This window comes from Streptomyces sp. NPDC003027, from assembly GCF_053591435.1.
Map to the genome: position 1 here is coordinate 1 of NZ_JBSFTU010000033.1, position 17,656 is coordinate 17,656.

Sequence of the window (17,656 nt, forward strand, 5' to 3'; positions counted from 1 at the left end):
GCGGCGATGGCGGCCGTACCGTCGAGCATCGCGGCCTGCTTCGCGGGCACGCGCGCGTGCCCGCTCCCACGCCGCCGAACCGGCCCGAGGGGTCAGCCGAAGACGGCGAGGCTCTTGGCCTTGCCCTTCCGCTCCTCCACCAGGGCGAGCAGCAGGCCGTCCGGCCCGAAGACGGCGACCGGCCCTTCCGGATACGACGGCATCTCCAGGCGTACGCCGTTGAGGAGCAGCCGTGCGCGCCTCTCGTCGACGTCCCAGCGGGGGAACGCCGCCGCGGCCGCGTCGGCGACCGGCATGACCGTCAGCTCCTCCTGGAGCTGGTCGAGCGTACGGGCCGCGTCCAGCTTGTACGGACCGACCCGGGTACGGCGCAGTGCGGTCAGATGGCCGCCCACGCCGAGCCCGGCGCCGAGGTCACGGGCGAGCGCCCGGATGTACGTACCGGAGGAGCAGACCACGGAGACGACCAGGTCGACGACGGGAGTTCCGTCCTCGGCGACCGCGTCCCGCACGTCGTACACCTGGAAGGACGAGACCGTGACCGGGCGGGCCGGGATCTCGAACTCCTCGCCGCCTCGCACGCGCGCGTAGGACCGCTTTCCGTCGATCTTGATGGCGGAGACCTTCGACGGCACCTGCATGATGGCGCCGGTCAGCTTCGCCACCCCCGCGTCGATGGCGTCGCGGGTCACCTGGGAGGCGTCCACGGAGGCCGTGATCTCCCCCTCGGCGTCGTCGGTGACCGACGTCTGCCCGAGGCGGATGGTGCCGAGGTACTCCTTCTCGGTCAGCGCGAGGTGCCCGAGCAGTTTGGTCGCCCGCTCCACACCGAGGACGAGGACGCCCGTCGCCATGGGGTCGAGCGTGCCGGCGTGGCCGATGCGCCGGGTCCTGGCGATCCCGCGCATCTTGGCCACGACGTCGTGCGAGGTGAAGCCCGACGGTTTGTCGACGACGACAAGCCCGTCGGGGGTCTTTCCTGCGTTGCTCATTCGGCGGTGGTGCCCTCTTCGTCCTCGTCACCGGGCTTGCGGTACGGGTCGGGCTCGCCGGCGTAGGTGGCGCCCGAGGACGCCTGTCGCACCTGGGCGTCCGAGGCCCGCGCCTTGTCGAGGAGGTCCTCGATCGTCTTGGCGGTCTCGGGGAGCGCGTCGGCGACGAAGGTCAGCGTCGGGGTGAACTTCGTCCCGGCGGCGGCGCCGACGGCGGAGCGCAGGATGCCCTTGGCGCTCTCCAGTCCGGCGGCCGCGCTGGCCCGCTCCTCGTCGTCGCCGTAGACCGTGTAGAAGACCGTGGCCTCCCGCAGGTCACCGGTGACGCGGGTGTCCGTGATGGTCACGTGCGTACCCAGGCGCGGGTCCTTGATGCCGCGCTGCAGCTTCTCGGCGACCACCTCCCGGATGAGGTCCGCCAGCTTCTTCGCCCGCGCGTTGTCGGCCACTGGTCCTTCTCCTTCTTTGCCTTGCTCGTTCAGTCTTCATCAGTGTGGAGCCTGCGTCGCACCGACAGCAGCTCCACTTCGGGCCGGGCGGCGACGAGGCGCTCGCACCGGTCCAGTACGTCTGTGAGGTGCCCCGTGTCGCCGGAGACCATGGCGACGCCGATCTCGGCCCGCCGATGGAGGTTCTGGCCGCCGACCTCCGCCACGCTCACCGCGAATTTGCGCTGGAGCTCGGCGACGATCGGCCGTACCACGGAGCGTTTCTCCTTCAACGAACGAACATCGCCGAGGAGCAGATCGAAGGACAGAGTCCCCACATACATGTGTGTCCGGATGTCCCGCCGGTTCGGGTTCGGTGACCCCTCCGACGACTCGGCGGGGACCCCAGAACCGTACACGCAACGGCCGGGGCCGATCGACGGAAATAACCTCCGCCGACCGGCCCCGACTCGACTCTGCGATCAGGCGCGCGGCTTCTCGCGCATCTCGTACGTCGCGATGACGTCGTCGATCTTGATGTCGTTGAAGTTTCCGAGGTTGATACCGCCCTCGAAGCCTTCGCGGATCTCGGTGACGTCGTCCTTGAAGCGGCGCAGACCCTCGATGTTGAGGTTCTCCGCGATGACCTTGCCGTCGCGGATGAGGCGCGCCTTGGTGTTGCGCTTGACCTCGCCCGAGCGGATGAGGACACCGGCGATGTTGCCCAGCTTGGACGAGCGGAAGACCTCGCGGATCTCCGCCGTACCGAGCTCGACCTCTTCGTACTCCGGCTTGAGGAGGCCCTTGAGCGCCGCCTCGATCTCCTCGATGGCCTGGTAGATCACCGAGTAGTACCGGACGTCGACGCCCTCGCGCTCCGCCATCTGCGCGGCACGGCCGGCCGCGCGGACGTTGTAGCCGATGACGATGGCGTCGGAGCCCATCGCCAGGTCGATGTCGGACTCGGTGACCGCGCCCACACCGCGGTGCAGGACACGGATGTCGACCTCTTCACCGACGTCGAGCTGGAGCAGCGAGGACTCGAGAGCCTCCACCGCACCGGACGCGTCGCCCTTGATGATGAGGTTGAGTTCCTGGACCAGACCGGCCTTGAGCACCTTGTCGAGGTCCTCGAGGGACACCCGGCGGACGCGCTTGGCGAAGGCGGCGTTGCGCTCACGCGCAGCGCGCTTCTCGGCGATCTGACGGGCCGTACGGTCCTCGTCGACCACCAGGAAGTTGTCGCCGGCACCCGGGACGTTGGTGAGACCGAGCACGAGGACGGGAGTCGACGGGGTCGCCTCCTCGACGTTGTTGCCCTTGTCGTCGAGCATCGCCCGGACACGGCCGTACGCGTCGCCGACGACCATCGTGTCGCCGATGCGCAGCGTTCCGCGCTGGACCAGGACGGTCGAGACGGCACCGCGGCCCTTGTCCAGGTGGGACTCGATCGCAATACCCTGCGCGTCCTGGTTCGGGTTGGCCCGAAGGTCGAGCGAGGCGTCCGCGGTGAGGACCACGGCCTCCAGCAGGGAGTCGATGTTGAGACCCTGCTTGGCGGAGATGTCGACGAACATCGTGTCGCCGCCGTACTCCTCGGCCACCAGACCGAACTCGGTCAGCTGACCACGGACCTTGGTCGGGTCCGCGCCCTCGACGTCGATCTTGTTGACCGCGACCACGATCGGCACACCGGCCGCCTTGGCGTGGTTCAGCGCCTCGATCGTCTGGGGCATCACACCGTCGTTGGCCGCCACTACGAGGATCGCGATGTCGGTCGACTTCGCACCACGGGCACGCATGGCGGTGAACGCCTCGTGACCCGGGGTGTCGATGAAGGTGATCCGGCGCTCTTCACCGTTGACCTCGGTACCCACCTGGTAGGCACCGATGTGCTGGGTGATGCCGCCGGCCTCGCCCGCGACGACGTTCGTCTTGCGGATGGCGTCGAGCAGTCGGGTCTTACCGTGGTCGACGTGACCCATGACGGTGACGACCGGCGGACGCGAGACCAGGGCCTCTTCGCCGCCCTCGTCCTCGCCGAACTCGATGTCGAAGGACTCGAGCAGCTCGCGGTCCTCCTCCTCGGGGGAGACGATCTGAACGGTGTAGTTCATCTCGTCGCCGAGGAGCTGCAGCGTCTCGTCGGAGACAGACTGCGTGGCCGTGACCATCTCGCCGAGGTTCATCATCACCGCGACGAGCGACGCCGGGTTGGCGTTGATCTTCTCGGCGAAGTCGGTGAGGGACGCACCGCGCGACAGGCGAATGGTCTCGCCGTTGCCGCGAGGCAGCATCACGCCGCCGACCGACGGGGCCTGCATGGCCTCGTACTCCTGGCGCCTCTGCCGCTTCGACTTGCGACCGCGACGCGCGGGACCGCCGGGGCGACCGAAGGCGCCCTGCGTGCCACCACGGCCACCCGGACCGCCGGGACGGCCACCGAAGCCGCCGGGACGACCGCCGAAGCCGCCGCCACCGCCGCCGGGACCACCCGGACGACCGCCGCCGCCACCACCGGGACCGCCGGGACGACCGGCGAAGCCGCCGCCGCCACCGCCGGGACCGGCCGGACGGCCGGCGAAGCCGCCGCCGCCGGGACGACCGCCGCCGCCTGCCGGACGACCACCGGGGCCGCCGGGGCCACGGCCGCCGCCGGGGCCACCACCGGGACGCGGGCCGGCAGCGGGACGCTGCGGCATCATGCCCGGGTTGGGACGGTTACCACCGGGAGCGCCTCCCGGACGGGGAGCCTGCGGGCGAGGCATGCCACCGGGGGTGGGGCGGGCGCCGCCCTGACCCTGCGGGCGCGGGGCGCCGCCGGGGCCGCCCTGCGGACGCGGGGCGCCCGGAACGGCACCGGGGCCGCCGGGACGGGGAGCGCCGCCGCCGGGACGGGGCGTCTGCGGACGCGCCATTCCGGTGGAGCCACCCGAGGTGAAGGGGTTGTTGCCCGGACGGGGACCGGCCGGACGAGCGCCGGGACGCGGAGCGCCCTGGCCCTGGGGGCGCGGGGCACCCTGGCCCTGCGGACGCTGGCCCTGCTGACCCGGACGGGCGGGACGCTCGCCGGCGGGACGCGGACCCGGGGTACCGCCACCGGCACGCGGACCGGCGGCCGGGGCCGACGGGGGCGCGGTGAACTCGGGGGCCGCCGGAGCCGGCGTGGCCGGCTTGGGCGCGGGCTTCGGGCCCGGGCGGGGGCCCGAGGCGGCCGGAGCCGGAGAGGGGGTGCTGCTCGTCGGCGCGGCCGGCGTGACCGGGGCCGGCGCCGCGGGCGCGGCAGGAGCCGGCTTGGGGGCCGGTGCGCCGGGCTTGGGGGCAGCGGGACGTGCCGCGGCGGCCTGAGACGGCGCCGAGGGCTTCGAGGGGGCGGCCTTGCGAGGCGCCCCCGGCTTGGCAGCGGACTTGCCGGCGTTGCCGCCGGGCCCCTGCAGTGCATCAGTCAACTTGCGCACGACCGGCGCCTCGATCGTCGAGGACGCCGAACGGACGAATTCACCGAGTTCTTGGAGCTTGGCCATGACGACCTTGCTCTCCACACCGAACTCCTTGGCGAGTTCGTATACCCGGACCTTAGCCACTTCGCTCCTTTTAGGTCCGGTTACCGCCGGACCGTCGCTACTTCATGGGCGTACTCATCGCGTACTCATCGAGTGCTCATCGCAATCTCGACCTACTTCCAACTCGCGAGGTACCTGACCGCACGGTGTTCCGTGCCGTACTTCTTCTTACGGTGTCGCCTGCTCGACATGACAGCGGATTTCCGCGGTGTCGAGCGGTCCCTGGGCCTTGAAGGCCCTCGGAAACGCCCGGCGGCGGACCGCCAGGTCGAGACAGACCGAGGCGGGGTGCAGATACGCACCCCGGCCGGGCAGCGTACCGCGAGGATCGGGGACACAGGTGCCCTCGATCGCCACGATGCGCAGCAGATCGCTCTTGGCCGCTCGCTCCCGGCATCCCACACAGGTTCGCTCAGGGCACACGCGGGCATGCGTCCGGCCAGACACGCTTAAGTCTACCTCCCCGTAGCGACCTCACCCGTGCGGGGCAAAAATCGAACGGTCGTTTGTCGTGATTTCGCCATGGCAGAACGTCACCATGGCGCGATCCATTCCTTCGACGGCTCAGCGGTGGTCGCGGTCACCGTCGGACGGCTGCTCGGTGTCCGGGCGGATGTCGATGCGCCAGCCGGTGAGGCGGGCGGCGAGCCGGGCGTTCTGCCCTTCCTTGCCGATGGCGAGGGAGAGCTGGTAGTCCGGCACGGTCACGCGGGCCGAACGGGCGGCCAGGTCGACGATCTCGACCTTGGAGACCCGGGCCGGGGAGAGCGCGTTGGCCACCATCTCGGCCGGGTCGTCGGACCAGTCGACGATGTCGATCTTCTCGCCGAGCAGCTCCGCCATGACATTGCGCACGCGGCTGCCCATCGGGCCGATGCAGGCGCCCTTGGCGTTCAGGCCCGACCGGGTGGACCGCACGGCGATCTTGGTGCGGTGACCGGCCTCACGGGCGATCGCCGAGATCTCCACGGAACCGTCCGCGATCTCGGGGACCTCCAGCGCGAAGAGCTTCTTCACCAGATTGGGGTGGGTGCGCGACAGGGTGACGGACGGACCGCGGACACCCTTGGCCACCCGGACGACGTACGTACGCAGCCGCAGACCGTGCGTGTAGTCCTCGCCCGGCACCTGCTCCTGCACCGGAAGGATGGCTTCCAGCTTGTCGTCCAGCTTGACGAGGACGTTCTTCGGGTCCTTGCCCTGCTGCACCATACCGGCGACGATGTCGCCCTCGCGGCGGGCGTACTCGCCGAAGGTGACGTCGTTCTCGGCGTCGCGCAGCCGCTGCTGGATGACCTGGCGGGCGGTGCTCGCGGCGATCCGTCCGAAGTCCGACGGAGTGTCGTCGAAGTCCTTGGGCTCCTGGCCCTCCTCCAGCTCGGAGGGGTCTTCCTTCGCCCACACCGTCACATGACCGGTCTGCCGGTTCAGCTCCACACGCGCGTGGCGGCGGGCGGAGGGGGTGCGGTGGTAGGCGATGAGGAGGGCCGACTCGATCGCCTCGACCAACAGGTCGAAGGAGATCTCCTTCTCTTGTGCCAAGCCCTTCAGGAGCTTCACGTCGATGTCCACGGCTACGCCTCCTCTTCCTTCTTGTCCTTGCGGTTGAACTCGATCTCGACACGCGCCTTGGCGATGTCGGCGAACTCGACCCGGCGGGCGGTGGGCTTGCGCCCCTTCAGGCCCGGCACTTCGAGGTCGAGGCCGTCGTCGTCCACGGTCAGGATCCGGGCGATCACGTCGTCGCCCTCGTGCAGCTGAAGCTTGACCAGGCGTCCCGTGGCACGGACGTAGTGCCGGTGCTGGGTGAGCGGACGGTCGGCGCCGGGCGAGCTGACCTCGAGGACGTACTCGCCCTCTCCCATCGCGTCCGTCTCGTCGAGCTTCTCGGAGATGGCGCGGCTCAGCTCGGCGCAGGCGTCGAGTTCGACGCCCTCGTCCGAGTCGACGATGACCCTCAGCAGTCCGCGGCGGCCGGCCCGGGACACTTCGATCTCTTCGAGATCCAGGTCCTTCGCGTGGACGAGCGGCTCCAGGAGTCCGCGCAGCCTGTCGCTCTGGGTGGTGCTCATCCGGGTGACTCCTCGGCCGCGTGTGCTGTTGTGGGTTTCGTCGCGTGTCAGACCAAAGGGTATCCGGTCCGGAGGGGTGTTGCCGTCCACGGGCCGCCGGCCGCGGGTACGCTCGCCTGCGGTGATCTTCGAGATCTTGGACCGAGGCACGAGGGAGTGAACGTGGGGCGCACGGGGACGTTGGGCAGGCGCGCGCTCCTGGCGGCGGGCGCCGTGACGCTGGCCGGCTGCACCTCCGACGGGGACGGCGGCCGCGATCGCCCGAGGCAGCCGTCCGCGGCCGAGCGGGCGGCGCGCGCCGAGGCGGCGCTGCGCCGCGCGTCGGTGGCGACCAGCCAGGACCTGCTGAAACGTTACGACGCGGTGCTCGCCGCGCATCCCTCGCTGGCGGCGCGGCTGACTCCGCTGCGGGCGTCGGTGGCGGCGCACGCGAAGGCGCTCGGGGAGGGTCTCACCGACGCTCCGACCGGTGCCGCCACGGACGGCGGTGCGACCCCCGCCGCACCGGGCTCCTCCGCCGCCACGGGCCCGAGCGGGCCCCCCGGTGCGCGGCCGCCGGCGACCGCCGCGGGCCCTGCCGTGCCGGCCGATCCGGCCGCCGCGCTGCGGGAGCTGACCGCCGCCGCCCGGAAGGCCGCCGACGCGCACACGGACGCGCTGCTCGACGCGCCGCCCGAGTACGCCCGGCTGCTGGCCTCGGTGGCGGCGGCCGGTGCGGCGCACGCCTATCTGCTGACCGACGGAGGCCGGGCATGAGCGCTCTCGACGCGGCACAGGCCGCGCTGGCCGCCGAACACGCGGCGGTGTACGGGTACGGGGTCGTCGGCGGCCGGATCGGCGCGGAGCGGCGCGCGGAGGCCGCGGCGGCGTACGACGGCCACCGGGCCCGGCGCGACGCGCTGCGCCGGACGGTACGGGACCTGGGCGGCGAGCCGGCCGTCGCGGCGGCCGGTTACGAGCTGCCGTTCGCCGTGCCGGACACCGCGGCGGCCGTGCGCCTCGCCGCCCTGCTGGAGGACCGGATCGCGGGCGTCTACGCCGACCTCGTACGGGCGGCGCCGGGGCCGCTGCGGCGGGACGCGGCGGCCGCGTTGCGCGACGCAGCGGTGCGGGCCGTCCGCTGGCGCGGCGGAGACGTAACCTTTCCTGGGCTCGCCGAGCGGGTATGAGCCGGGCCCCGACCAGGCTCCGAACCGCGGAAGGAACGACGCACGCATGGGTTTCGAACCGCCGCAGCGACTGGTGCGGGCGCTCGGCGAGACGTACGGGGACGCGGTCGCGCAGGATTGGCTCGGCAGGCTTCCCGAACTCGCTGAGGCCACGCTGGACCAGGCGTCCCTGGACGTCGAACGGGTGGTGGCGCCGGGCGGACGGAGCAGCCTGGTGGTGCTCGTACGGCAGCCGGACGGTTCTCCGGCGGCGCTGAAGATCGCCCCCGGGTTCACCCGCCCCGCGTTGGAGCGGGACGCGCTGGCGCACTGGAACGGCTGGGGGGCGGTGCGGCTGCTCGGGGAGGCGAAGGGCGGCGCGCTGCTCCTGGAGCGGCTGCACACCGAGGTCTCGCTGCGTTCCCTGCCGGAGGCGAAGGCGCTTCTGGAGGCGGCCGGAACGGTACGGCGGCTGTGGGTCGAGCCGCCGGCGGGGCACGGCTTCGAGTCGGTCGCCGAGCGCACGGCCCGGCAGGCGACGGCCATGGCGGCCCATCGGGGCGACGCGGTGGCCGGCGATCTGGCGGCGGCGGCGCTCGCCATCCGCGAGGAGCTGGTCGCGGACTCCCCCGAGACACTGCTGCTGCACGGCTGCTTCCGGCAGGGCAAGGTCCTGGCCGGTGACCGGGCGCCGTGGCTGGCCGTGGGGCCCGACCCGCTGGTCGGCGAGCGCGCCTACGACCTGGCGCGGCTGGTCCGCGACCGGGTCGAGGACCTGGTGGCGTCCTCGGCGGGGGCCTCGTCGGCGCGCCGGCGGGTGAACAAGCTGGCGGACTCCCTGGAGGTGGACCGGGAGCGGCTGCGTGGCTGGTCGCTGTTCCGGGCGGTGGAGTCGGGCACGCGCGCGCTGGCGGTGGGGCGGCGGCAGGACGCGGAGCTGTTGCTCGAGTTCGCGGGCTGGCTGTAGGGGAATACCCTTTTTGTAACGCTTTTTGTGACGCTCGGCGCGGACCGTGAGGGGGCCGTGATGGTCGAGGAGCTGTTGACGGCGGCGGCAGGTGTCGGAACGGCCGTGGTGGTCTACGTCGGCGCCGCCGCGCGTGTGGTGAAGCAGTACGAACGGGGTGTCGTCTTCCGCTTCGGGCGGCTCCGCCCCCAGGTGCGGGGTCCCGGGTTCACGATGATCGTTCCGGTCATCGACCGGCTGCACAAGGTGAACCTGCAGATCGTGACGATGCCCGTGCCGGCCCAGGAGGGCATCACGCGGGACAACGTGACGGTGCGGGTGGACGCGGTCGTGTACTTCAAGGTGGTCGACGCGGCCGAGGCGCTGGTGCGGGTGGAGGACTACCGCTTCGCGGTGTCGCAGATGGCGCAGACGTCGCTGCGGTCGATCATCGGCAAGAGCGATCTCGACGATCTGCTGTCGAACCGGGAGAAGCTCAACCAGGGTCTTGAGCTGATGCTGGACTCGCCCGCGATCGGGTGGGGGGTGCAGATCGACCGGGTGGAGATCAAGGACGTGTCGCTGCCGGAGACGATGAAGCGGTCGATGGCCCGGCAGGCGGAGGCGGACCGTGAGCGGCGGGCGCGCGTGATCAACGCGGACGCGGAGCTGCAGGCGTCGAAGAAGCTGGCGGAGGCGGCGGGCGTGATGTCGGACCAGCCTGCGGCGCTCCAGCTGCGGCTGCTGCAGACGGTGGTGGCGGTGGCGGCGGAGAAGAACTCGACGCTGGTGCTGCCGTTCCCGGTGGAGCTGCTGCGGTTCCTGGAGCGGGCGGCGCAGAACCAGCCGGGGGCGGCGGACCATGTGCGCGTGGCGCGTCCGGAGGCGCCGCGTGCGCCGACCGAGAGGTTCGAGGACCCGCTGCCGCCCCTCCCGGGCGAACCGGGTGCTTCGCTGCCGGAGCCGGTGGACGACACCGTGACCGGCCCCCCGGTCGACCCGGATCCCGAGTCCCGGATCGGCCCCTGACGACGGGGGCCCGCGGGTGGTGGGCACCGCCCCGTCGGGACCGGTGCCCACCACCCGCGGGCCGCGCCGTCAGCCGCTCAGGCGGGCGATCGCCTCGTCGGCCGTCAGTTCCTCGCGCTCGCCCGTGCGGCGGTCCTTCAGCTCCAGGACGCCCTCGGCCGAGCGGCGGCCGGCGACCAGGATCTTCGGGACGCCGATGAGCTCCGCGTCGGTGAACTTCACACCCGGCGAGACGCCCGCGCGGTCGTCGACGAGGACCCGCAGGCCCGCGTTCTTGAGCTTCTCGGAGACCTCCAGGGCCAGCTCGGTCTGGAGCGCCTTGCCGGCCGCGACGACGTGGACGTCGGCCGGGGCCACCTCGGCGGGCCAGCACAGGCCCTTGTCGTCGGCGTGCTGCTCGGCCAGGGCGGCGACGGCGCGCGAGACGCCGATGCCGTACGAGCCCATCGTCACGCGGACCGGCTTGCCGTTCTGGCCGAGGACGTCGAGCTGGAAGGCGTCGGCGTACTTGCGGCCGAGCTGGAAGATGTGGCCGATCTCGATCGCGCGGTCCATCTTCAGGCCGGTGCCGCAGTTCGGGCAGGGGTCGTTCTCCTCGACCACGACGACGTCGAGGTAGTCGTCGACCTGGAAGTCGCGGCCCGCGACGACGTTCTTCGCGTGCTTGCCCTCCTTGTTGGCGCCGGTGATCCAGGAGGTGCCGGCCGCGACGCGCGGGTCGGCGATGTAGCGGACCTTGTCGAGGCCCTGCGGGCCGACGTAGCCGCGTACCAGGTCGGGCCGGCCCTCGAAGTCCTCGGCGGTGACCAGCTCGACGACGGCCGGGGACAGGTGGTCCTCCAGCTTGCCGAGGTCGACCTCGCGGTCGCCGGGCACGCCGACGGCGACGATCTCGCCGTCGACCTTGACCAGCAGGTTCTTCAGCGTGGCGGAGGCCGGGACGCCGAGGTGCTGGGCGAGGGTCTCGATGGTCGGGGTGTCGGGGGTGTCCAGCTCCTCGACCGGGCCGACGGCGGACGCGTCCGCCGCCTCGGCCTTGAAGGTCACGGCCTCCGTGTTGGCGGCGTACTCGCAGTTCGGGCAGTACACGAAGGTGTCCTCGCCGGCCGCGGCCGGGGCCAGGAACTCCTCGGAGGCCGAGCCGCCCATGGCGCCCGAGATCGCGGAGACGATCTTGTGGTCGAGTCCGAGCCGGTCGAAGATCCTGATGTACGCCTGGCGGTGCAACGCGTACGACTCGGCCAGGCCCTCGTCCGTGGTGTCGAAGGAGTACGAGTCCTTCATCTGGAACTCGCGGCCGCGCAGGATGCCCGAGCGGGGACGCGCCTCGTCGCGGTACTTGGTCTGGATCTGGTAGAGGATCACCGGCAGGTCCTTGTAGGACGTGCACTGGTCCTTGACCAGTTGGGTGAAGATCTCCTCGTGCGTCGGGCCGAGGAGGTAGTCGCCGCCCTTGCGGTCCTGGAGGCGGAACAGCTCGGGGCCGTACTCCTCCCAGCGGCCGGAGGCCTCGTAGGGCTCCTTGGGCAGCAGCGCCGGCAGCAGGACCTCCTGCGCGCCGATCGCGTCCATCTCCTCGCGCACCACGCGGGAGACGTTCTCCAGGACCTTCATGCCGAGCGGCAGCCAGGACCAGATGCCCGCGGCGTTGCGGCGGACGTAACCGGCGCGGACGAGCAGCTTGTGGCTGAGCGTCTCGGCGTCCGCCGGGTCGTCGCGCAGTGTCTTGACCATCAACCGGGACATGCGCTGGACCTGGGCCATGGGGAACTCTCCTGCGGATAAAAGTGTGATGGCTAGGAGGTTAGCCGGGCGGCCCGCGCGGGCGGAAATCAGTTCCTCCCCGGCGCCTTCCTCCGCAGCGGCAGCGGGGCGCCCATCACGGCGTACGGGCGGGGCGCGGTGGGGAAGTGCACCCGCCGGGCGAGGTCGGTGTAGCCGAGGGCCCGGTACAGGGCGCGGGCGGGGCTCTCGGTGTCGATGGCGGAGAGGATGGAGCGGGGCTGCTCGGCCTGGTCGGTGATGGTGGTGATCAGCGCGCGGCCCACTCCCCGCCCCTGGTGGGCGGGGTGGACGTGGAGTTCGGTGATGACGAAGGAGTCGTCGAGCCAGTCCGCGGTGCCGGTGGCGCGGAGGTACGGCTCCACGACGCCGGACCACCAGTGGGCGCGGTCGTTGGGCATCCCGTACACGAAGCCGACGAGGCGGCCGGAGGCGGTGGTGGCGCCGTAGGCGCGGGCGCCGGGGTTGAGGAGATGGCGGAGCACGATGTGGCGTCGTACGGCGATCTCGTCCTCGCTCAGTCCGAAGGCGAGCGCCTGCACGGCGAGGGCGTCGTCCACCCGAGCGGATAGATTGACCGGTCCGATCGTGACGTCAGCGTCATCCATGCGCGCACCCTACAAGTCGGTCCCCGGGCTCAGAACAGCACGCTCATGAAGGCGCCGACCTCGCGGAAGCCGACCCGGCGGTACGCCGCCCTGGCGGGGGTGTTGTAGTCGTTGACGTAGAGGCTGACGACCGGGGCGACGTCGGCGAGGGCGTAGCGCAGGACGGCGGCCATGCCGGTCTCGGAGAGGCCCCTGCCGCGGTGTTCCGGGGCGACCCAGACGCCCTGGATCTGGCAGGCATGGCGGGTGGCGGCGCCGATCTCCGCCTTGAAGACGACCTTGCCGTCCTCGATGCGGGCGAAGGAGCGTCCGGACCCGACGAGTTCGGCGACGCGGGCCTGGTAGAGCAGTCCGCCGTCGCCGGCCATGGGCGAGATGCCGACCTCCTCGGTGAACATGGCCACGCACGCGGGCAGGATCACCTCCATCTCGTCCTTGCGGACGCGGCGGACGAAGGGGTCGGGCTCGACGGTGGCGGAGGGTTCCTCGGTGACCATCAGCGGCTGGTGCGGACGGATGTCCCGGGCGGGGCCCCAGCCGGGTTCCAGGAGCCGCCAGAGCTGGGCGGTGGGTTCGGCGGGGCCGACGAGGGAGGAGCAGCGGCGGCCGGTCCTGCGCGCCCGGTCGGCGAAGGCGCGGACGGCCTCGGGGGTGGCGCAGATGGGGACGAGGTTGGCGCCGGAGTAGCACAGGGACCGCAGCCGCCCGTCGGTGTACCAGCCCCACATCTCGCCGCCGAGGCGCCAGGGGTCGAGTCCGGCCGCCTGGACGCGCGCCGCGACGAAGGCGTTCTCGACGGGGGCGCTCTCCAGGACGGCGAGCGCGGCGCCGAGGTCGGCGGGTTCGAGGACCCGGGTGGTGGTCTGCGTCAACACGAGGGGGCCTCACCATACGGTCTGCTGGTCTCCGCACTGTACCTGGCGCGTCGGGGAGGTGTCGGGTGAGCGGACGGACGGGTACGGCGAAGCCCCGCCACGGGGTGCGGCGGGGCTTCACGGCGTACGTACTCGGGTGGTGCGGGGCGGTCGGCCGACGGCTGCGGCCTCGGGCCCTCCGGGCGGTCGGCCGACGGCTGCGGCCTCGGGCCCCCTCCGGGGGGTCAGCCGACGGCGACGACCTCGGGCTCGCCGCTCATCACGCCGTCCTTCTCCATCTGCTCGGCGATCTTCATCGCCTCCTCGATGAGGGTCTCGACGATCTTCGACTCGGGGACGGTCTTGATGACCTCGCCCTTGACGAAGATCTGGCCCTTGCCGTTGCCGGAGGCGACGCCGAGGTCGGCCTCGCGGGCCTCGCCGGGGCCGTTGACGACGCAGCCCATGACGGCGACGCGCAGCGGGACCTCCATGCCCTCCAGGCCCGCGGTGACCTCTTCGGCGAGCTTGTAGACGTCGACCTGGGCCCGGCCGCAGGAGGGGCAGGAGACGATCTCCAGGCGGCGCTGGCGCAGGTTGAGCGACTCCAGGATCTGGATGCCGACCTTGATCTCCTCCGCCGGGGGCGCCGACAGCGAGACACGGATGGTGTCGCCGATGCCCTCGGCGAGCAGGGCGCCGAAGGCGACGGCGGACTTGATGGTGCCCTGGAAGGCGGGGCCGGCCTCGGTGACGCCGAGGTGCAGCGGGTAGTCGCACTGCGCGGCGAGCTGGCGGTAGGCGTTGACCATGACGACCGGGTCGTTGTGCTTGACCGAGATCTTGATGTCCTGGAAGCCGTGCTCCTCGAAGAGGGACGCCTCCCACAGGGCGGACTCGACGAGGGCCTCGGGGGTGGCCTTGCCGTACTTCGCCAGCAGGCGGGCGTCGAGCGAGCCGGCGTTGACCCCGATCCGGATCGGGGTGCCGGCCGCGGAGGCCGCCTTGGCGATCTCCTTGACCTTGTCGTCGAACTGCTTGATGTTGCCCGGGTTGACGCGGACCGCGGCGCAGCCGGCGTCGATCGCGGCGAAGACGTACTTCGGCTGGAAGTGGATGTCGGCGATGACCGGGATCTGCGACTTCTTCGCGATGATCGCGAGCGCGTCGGCGTCGTCCTGCGTCGGGCAGGCTACGCGGACGATCTGGCAGCCGGAGGCGGTCAGCTCGGCGATCTGCTGGAGCGTGGCGCCGATGTCGGAGGTACGGGTGGTGGTCATCGACTGCACCGAAACGGGCGCGTCGCCGCCGACGGCCACGGAACCGACCTGGATCTGGCGGCTCTTGCGCCGCTCGGCGAGCCTGGTCGGAACGGACGGGATACCGAGAGAAATCGCGGTCATCAGCTGTGCAACCCCAAGGTGTGGCCAAGATGCGGATCGAGATCCCGTACGTCGGCGGGCTCAGGTCTTCGAGGTTACCGCCCCGGCGGTGGGCGGCCGGACACCACGGGGCTCCGGCCGCCCGTGCGTCACGTGAGCTTCACCGGATTGACGATGTCGGCGGCGAGGACGAGCAGCGTGAAGCAGATGAAGACGCCCGCCACCACGTAGGCGGCCGGCATCAGCTTGGCCACGTCGAACGGGCCGGGGTCGGGCCGGCGGAAGATCCGCGCGGTGTGCCGTCGTACCGACTCCCACAGGGCGCCGGCGATGTGCCCGCCGTCGAGGGGAAGCAGCGGCAGCATGTTGAACAGGAACAGCGAGACGTTGAACATCACGAGGACGTTCATGAACATCACGAGGATCCGCTCCGGCGGCGCCTCGACGGTCATCAGCTCGCCGGTGAGCCGGGCCGCGCCGACCACGCCGACCGGGGAGTCCGCGGCGCGTTCGCCGTCACCGAAGGTGGCGTCCCACAGGGCCGGGATCTTGCTGGGCAGGGCGATCACGGACTCCGCGCCGGTCTGCAGCAGGTCCGTCATACGGGCGGTGGTCTCGCCGAAGGTGAGGGGCATCACCTCGCTCTTCGAGGCGAAGCCCAGGTATCCGGCCTTGACGTAGGCCGGCGGGTTGACGACCCGGCCGTCCTCGTCCTTCTTCAACACCTGGTTGGCGACGAGGGTGGGGTGCAGGTCGAGCTGCCGGCCGTCGCGTTCGACGGTCAGGGTGGCGGGGCCGATGGTGTCGCGGATGTGGTCGGAGAGGGTGTTCCAGTCGTCGACGGGCGTGCCGTTGAAGGCGACGATCTTGTCGCCCTCCTTGAGGCCCGCCGCGTGGGCCGGGGAGACCGGGTCGTCCTTACCGCAGGTGTCGCGCTTCTCGCTCTGCTCGATGACGCACTTCTGGACGCCGGCGACCTTGGTGGTCTGGCCCTCGATGCCGAGCACCATCATGCTGCCGAAGAAGAGCACGACGGCCAGGACCAGGTTCATGAAGGGTCCGGCGAACATGACGATGACGCGCTTCCAGGGCTTGCGCGTGTAGAAGAGCCGGTTCTCGTCGCCCGGCTTGAGCTCCTCGAAGGAGGCCTCGCGGGCGTCCTCGATCATCGAGCGCCAGGGGGAGGTGGAGCGGGCCTCCATCCGGCCGTCCTTGCCGGGCGGGAACATGCCGATCATGCGGATGTACCCGCCTGCCGGGATGGCCTTGATGCCGTACTCCGTCTCGCCCTTCCGCTTGGACCAGATCGTGGGGCCGAAACCGACCATGTACTGGGGCACGCGGATGCCGAAGAGCTTGGCCGTGGAGAGGTGGCCGAGCTCGTGCCAGGCGATGGAGACGAGCAGCCCCAGCGCGAACAGCACGATGCCGAGGACGTAGAGAAGTGCGGTCATGCGCGTGCCTCCGCGGTTGCCTTCGCTGCCAGTTCCCGGGCCCGGGCGCGGGCCCAGGTCTCCGCTTCCAGGACGTCCGCCACCGTGAGCGAGGTTCCCCGGGCGGGGGTGCCGTGTTCGGTGACGACCGCGGTGACCGTATCCATGATTCCGTTGAACGGCAGCCTTCCGGCGAGGAACGCCTCGACGCACTCCTCGTTCGCCGCGTTGAAGACGGCCGGGGCGGTGCCGCCGAGCGTGCCGACGTGCCGGGCGAGTCCGACGGACGGGAACGCCTCGGTGTCGAGCGGGAAGAACTCCCAGGTGGAGGCCGTGGACCAGTCGAAGGCGGGGGCCGCGTCGGGGACCCGCTCGGGCCAGCCGATGCCGATGGCGATCGGGCCGCGCATATCGGGCGGGGTGGCCTGGGCGAGGGTGGAGCCGTCGGTGAACTCGACCATCGAGTGGACGTACGACTGGGGGTGCACGACGACCTCGATGCGGTCGAAGGGGATGTCGTAGAGGAGGTGCGCCTCGATGACCTCCAGGCCCTTGTTGACCAGGGTGGCGCTGTTGACCGTGATGACGGGGCCCATCGCCCACGTGGGGTGGGCGAGCGCGTCCTCGCGGGTGACGTGCGCCAGCTCGTCGCGCGTACGGCCGCGGAAGGGGCCGCCGGAGGCGGTGACGACGAGTTTGCGGACGTCGGCGCGGGTGCCCGCGGCGAGCGCCTGGAAGAGTGCGGCGTGCTCGGAGTCGACCGGGATGATCTGCCCGGGCTTGGCCCGCTCCCTGACCAGCGGGCCGCCGACGATCAGCGACTCCTTGTTGGCGAGGGCGAGGGTGCGGCCGGCTTCGAGGGCGGCGAGGGTGGGCGCCAGGCCGATGGAGCCGGTGATGCCGTTGAGCACGGTGTGGCAGGGGGAGGCGGCCACCTCGGTGGCGGCGTCCGGGCCGGCGAGGATCTCGGGCAGCGGCTCGGAGCCGTACCAGCGCCTCAGCGCGTCCCGCAGCTCCGGCACCACGTCCTCGCGGGCGACGGCGACCGTGGCCACCCGCAGCCGGTGCGCCTGCTCGGCGAGCAGCCCGACCCGGCCGCCGGACGCGGCGAGGGCGGTGACCCGGAAGCGGTCGGGGTTGCGCAGGACCAGGTCGATGGCCTGGGTGCCGATGGATCCGGTGGAGCCGAGGACGACGATGTCCCGACGGCCTTCGGCTGGATCGAAGGCGATGTGCGGATCGGCGAGAGGAGAGGGGCGGTCGCTCATGCCCCCATTCTCACCGCAAAGAGGGGGCGGCCTTCACGGGGTGCGGGTGAACGCCTCGAAGACGTGGTGGAAGTCGGGGAAGGTCTTCCGTACGCGGCCGGGGCGTCGGGCGCCGGGGCCGTGGGTGGTGCCCACCCGCCCCCACCCCCGC

The 17,656-nt window shown here is 71.6% G+C and carries 17 protein-coding genes; 4 read left to right on the top strand and 13 right to left on the bottom strand.

From position 1 onward, the window contains the following. Nucleotides 1-92: 92 nt before the first annotated feature. The 7 genes from truB to rimP form a co-directional block, all read right to left on the bottom strand. Nucleotides 93-992: a tRNA pseudouridine(55) synthase TruB gene (gene truB / locus ACWDX6_RS22160; RefSeq protein WP_451486612.1), complete on the bottom strand. Its 900-nt coding sequence runs from the start codon at nucleotides 990-992 to the stop codon at nucleotides 93-95. Continuing rightward, on the bottom strand, nucleotides 989-1,441 hold the full coding sequence (gene rbfA, locus ACWDX6_RS22165) for a 30S ribosome-binding factor RbfA (protein WP_451486613.1): 453 nt from the start codon (nucleotides 1,439-1,441) through the stop codon (nucleotides 989-991). Before rbfA ends, truB begins: the two co-directional genes overlap by 4 nt. Nucleotides 1,442-1,470: 29 nt before the next feature. Further along, the gene (locus ACWDX6_RS22170) at nucleotides 1,471-1,764 is read right to left on the bottom strand and encodes a DUF503 domain-containing protein (RefSeq protein WP_451486614.1); all 294 of its coding nucleotides are present in this window, start codon (nucleotides 1,762-1,764) and stop codon (nucleotides 1,471-1,473) included. Nucleotides 1,765-1,902: 138 nt separating this feature from the next. Then, the gene (gene infB, locus ACWDX6_RS22175) at nucleotides 1,903-5,004 is read right to left on the bottom strand and encodes a translation initiation factor IF-2 (RefSeq protein WP_451486615.1); all 3,102 of its coding nucleotides are present in this window, start codon (nucleotides 5,002-5,004) and stop codon (nucleotides 1,903-1,905) included. A 147-nt stretch (nucleotides 5,005-5,151) separates the two neighbouring features. Further along, on the bottom strand, nucleotides 5,152-5,430 hold the full coding sequence (locus tag ACWDX6_RS22180) for a YlxR family protein (RefSeq protein ID WP_451486616.1): 279 nt from the start codon (nucleotides 5,428-5,430) through the stop codon (nucleotides 5,152-5,154). 117 nt (nucleotides 5,431-5,547) lie between these two features. Continuing rightward, a complete protein-coding gene (gene nusA / locus ACWDX6_RS22185; RefSeq protein ID WP_451486617.1) occupies nucleotides 5,548-6,555 on the bottom strand; it encodes a transcription termination factor NusA in 1,008 nt (335 codons plus the stop codon). Nucleotides 6,556-6,557: 2 nt separating this feature from the next. Beyond that, nucleotides 6,558-7,055 (bottom strand): ribosome maturation factor RimP, encoded by a 498-nt coding sequence (gene rimP, locus ACWDX6_RS22190; RefSeq protein ID WP_451486618.1) that lies wholly within the window; start codon nucleotides 7,053-7,055, stop codon nucleotides 6,558-6,560. 162 nt (nucleotides 7,056-7,217) lie between these two features. Between rimP and ACWDX6_RS22195 the strand changes: the two genes are divergently transcribed. From ACWDX6_RS22195 to ACWDX6_RS22210, 4 genes are read left to right on the top strand one after another with little or no spacing between them, the layout of a single operon-like run. After that, entirely contained in the window at nucleotides 7,218-7,811 is a 594-nt protein-coding gene (locus ACWDX6_RS22195) for a hypothetical protein (protein WP_451486619.1), read from the top strand. Beyond that, nucleotides 7,808-8,224 (top strand): ferritin-like domain-containing protein, encoded by a 417-nt coding sequence (locus tag ACWDX6_RS22200; RefSeq protein WP_451486620.1) that lies wholly within the window; start codon nucleotides 7,808-7,810, stop codon nucleotides 8,222-8,224. The genes ACWDX6_RS22195 and ACWDX6_RS22200 overlap by 4 nt, the downstream gene beginning before the upstream one ends. Nucleotides 8,225-8,270: 46 nt before the next feature. After that, complete coding sequence (locus ACWDX6_RS22205) at nucleotides 8,271-9,170, top strand: aminoglycoside phosphotransferase family protein (RefSeq protein WP_451486621.1); 900 nt, start codon at nucleotides 8,271-8,273, stop codon at nucleotides 9,168-9,170. A 60-nt stretch (nucleotides 9,171-9,230) separates the two neighbouring features. Then, the gene (locus ACWDX6_RS22210; RefSeq protein ID WP_451486622.1) at nucleotides 9,231-10,178 is read left to right on the top strand and encodes a slipin family protein; all 948 of its coding nucleotides are present in this window, start codon (nucleotides 9,231-9,233) and stop codon (nucleotides 10,176-10,178) included. A 69-nt stretch (nucleotides 10,179-10,247) separates the two neighbouring features. Here the strand turns inward: ACWDX6_RS22210 and ACWDX6_RS22215 are convergent, their stop codons facing one another. The 6 genes from ACWDX6_RS22215 to dxr form a co-directional block, all read right to left on the bottom strand. Then, nucleotides 10,248-11,942, bottom strand: a complete 1,695-nt coding sequence (locus tag ACWDX6_RS22215; protein WP_451486623.1) for a proline--tRNA ligase — start codon at nucleotides 11,940-11,942, stop codon at nucleotides 10,248-10,250. Between the two features lie 68 nt (nucleotides 11,943-12,010). Beyond that, the gene (locus ACWDX6_RS22220; protein ID WP_451486624.1) at nucleotides 12,011-12,568 is read right to left on the bottom strand and encodes a GNAT family N-acetyltransferase; all 558 of its coding nucleotides are present in this window, start codon (nucleotides 12,566-12,568) and stop codon (nucleotides 12,011-12,013) included. A gap of 29 nt (nucleotides 12,569-12,597) precedes the next feature. Continuing rightward, a complete protein-coding gene (locus ACWDX6_RS22225) occupies nucleotides 12,598-13,443 on the bottom strand; it encodes a GNAT family N-acetyltransferase (protein WP_451486625.1) in 846 nt (281 codons plus the stop codon). 224 nt (nucleotides 13,444-13,667) lie between these two features. Then, on the bottom strand, nucleotides 13,668-14,825 hold the full coding sequence (gene ispG, locus ACWDX6_RS22230) for a flavodoxin-dependent (E)-4-hydroxy-3-methylbut-2-enyl-diphosphate synthase (RefSeq protein WP_451486626.1): 1,158 nt from the start codon (nucleotides 14,823-14,825) through the stop codon (nucleotides 13,668-13,670). 128 nt (nucleotides 14,826-14,953) lie between these two features. After that, entirely contained in the window at nucleotides 14,954-16,258 is a 1,305-nt protein-coding gene (locus ACWDX6_RS22235; protein WP_451486627.1) for a M50 family metallopeptidase, read from the bottom strand. Further along, entirely contained in the window at nucleotides 16,255-17,505 is a 1,251-nt protein-coding gene (gene dxr, locus ACWDX6_RS22240) for a 1-deoxy-D-xylulose-5-phosphate reductoisomerase (protein WP_451486628.1), read from the bottom strand. The genes ACWDX6_RS22235 and dxr overlap by 4 nt, the downstream gene beginning before the upstream one ends. Nucleotides 17,506-17,656 lie beyond the last annotated feature (151 nt).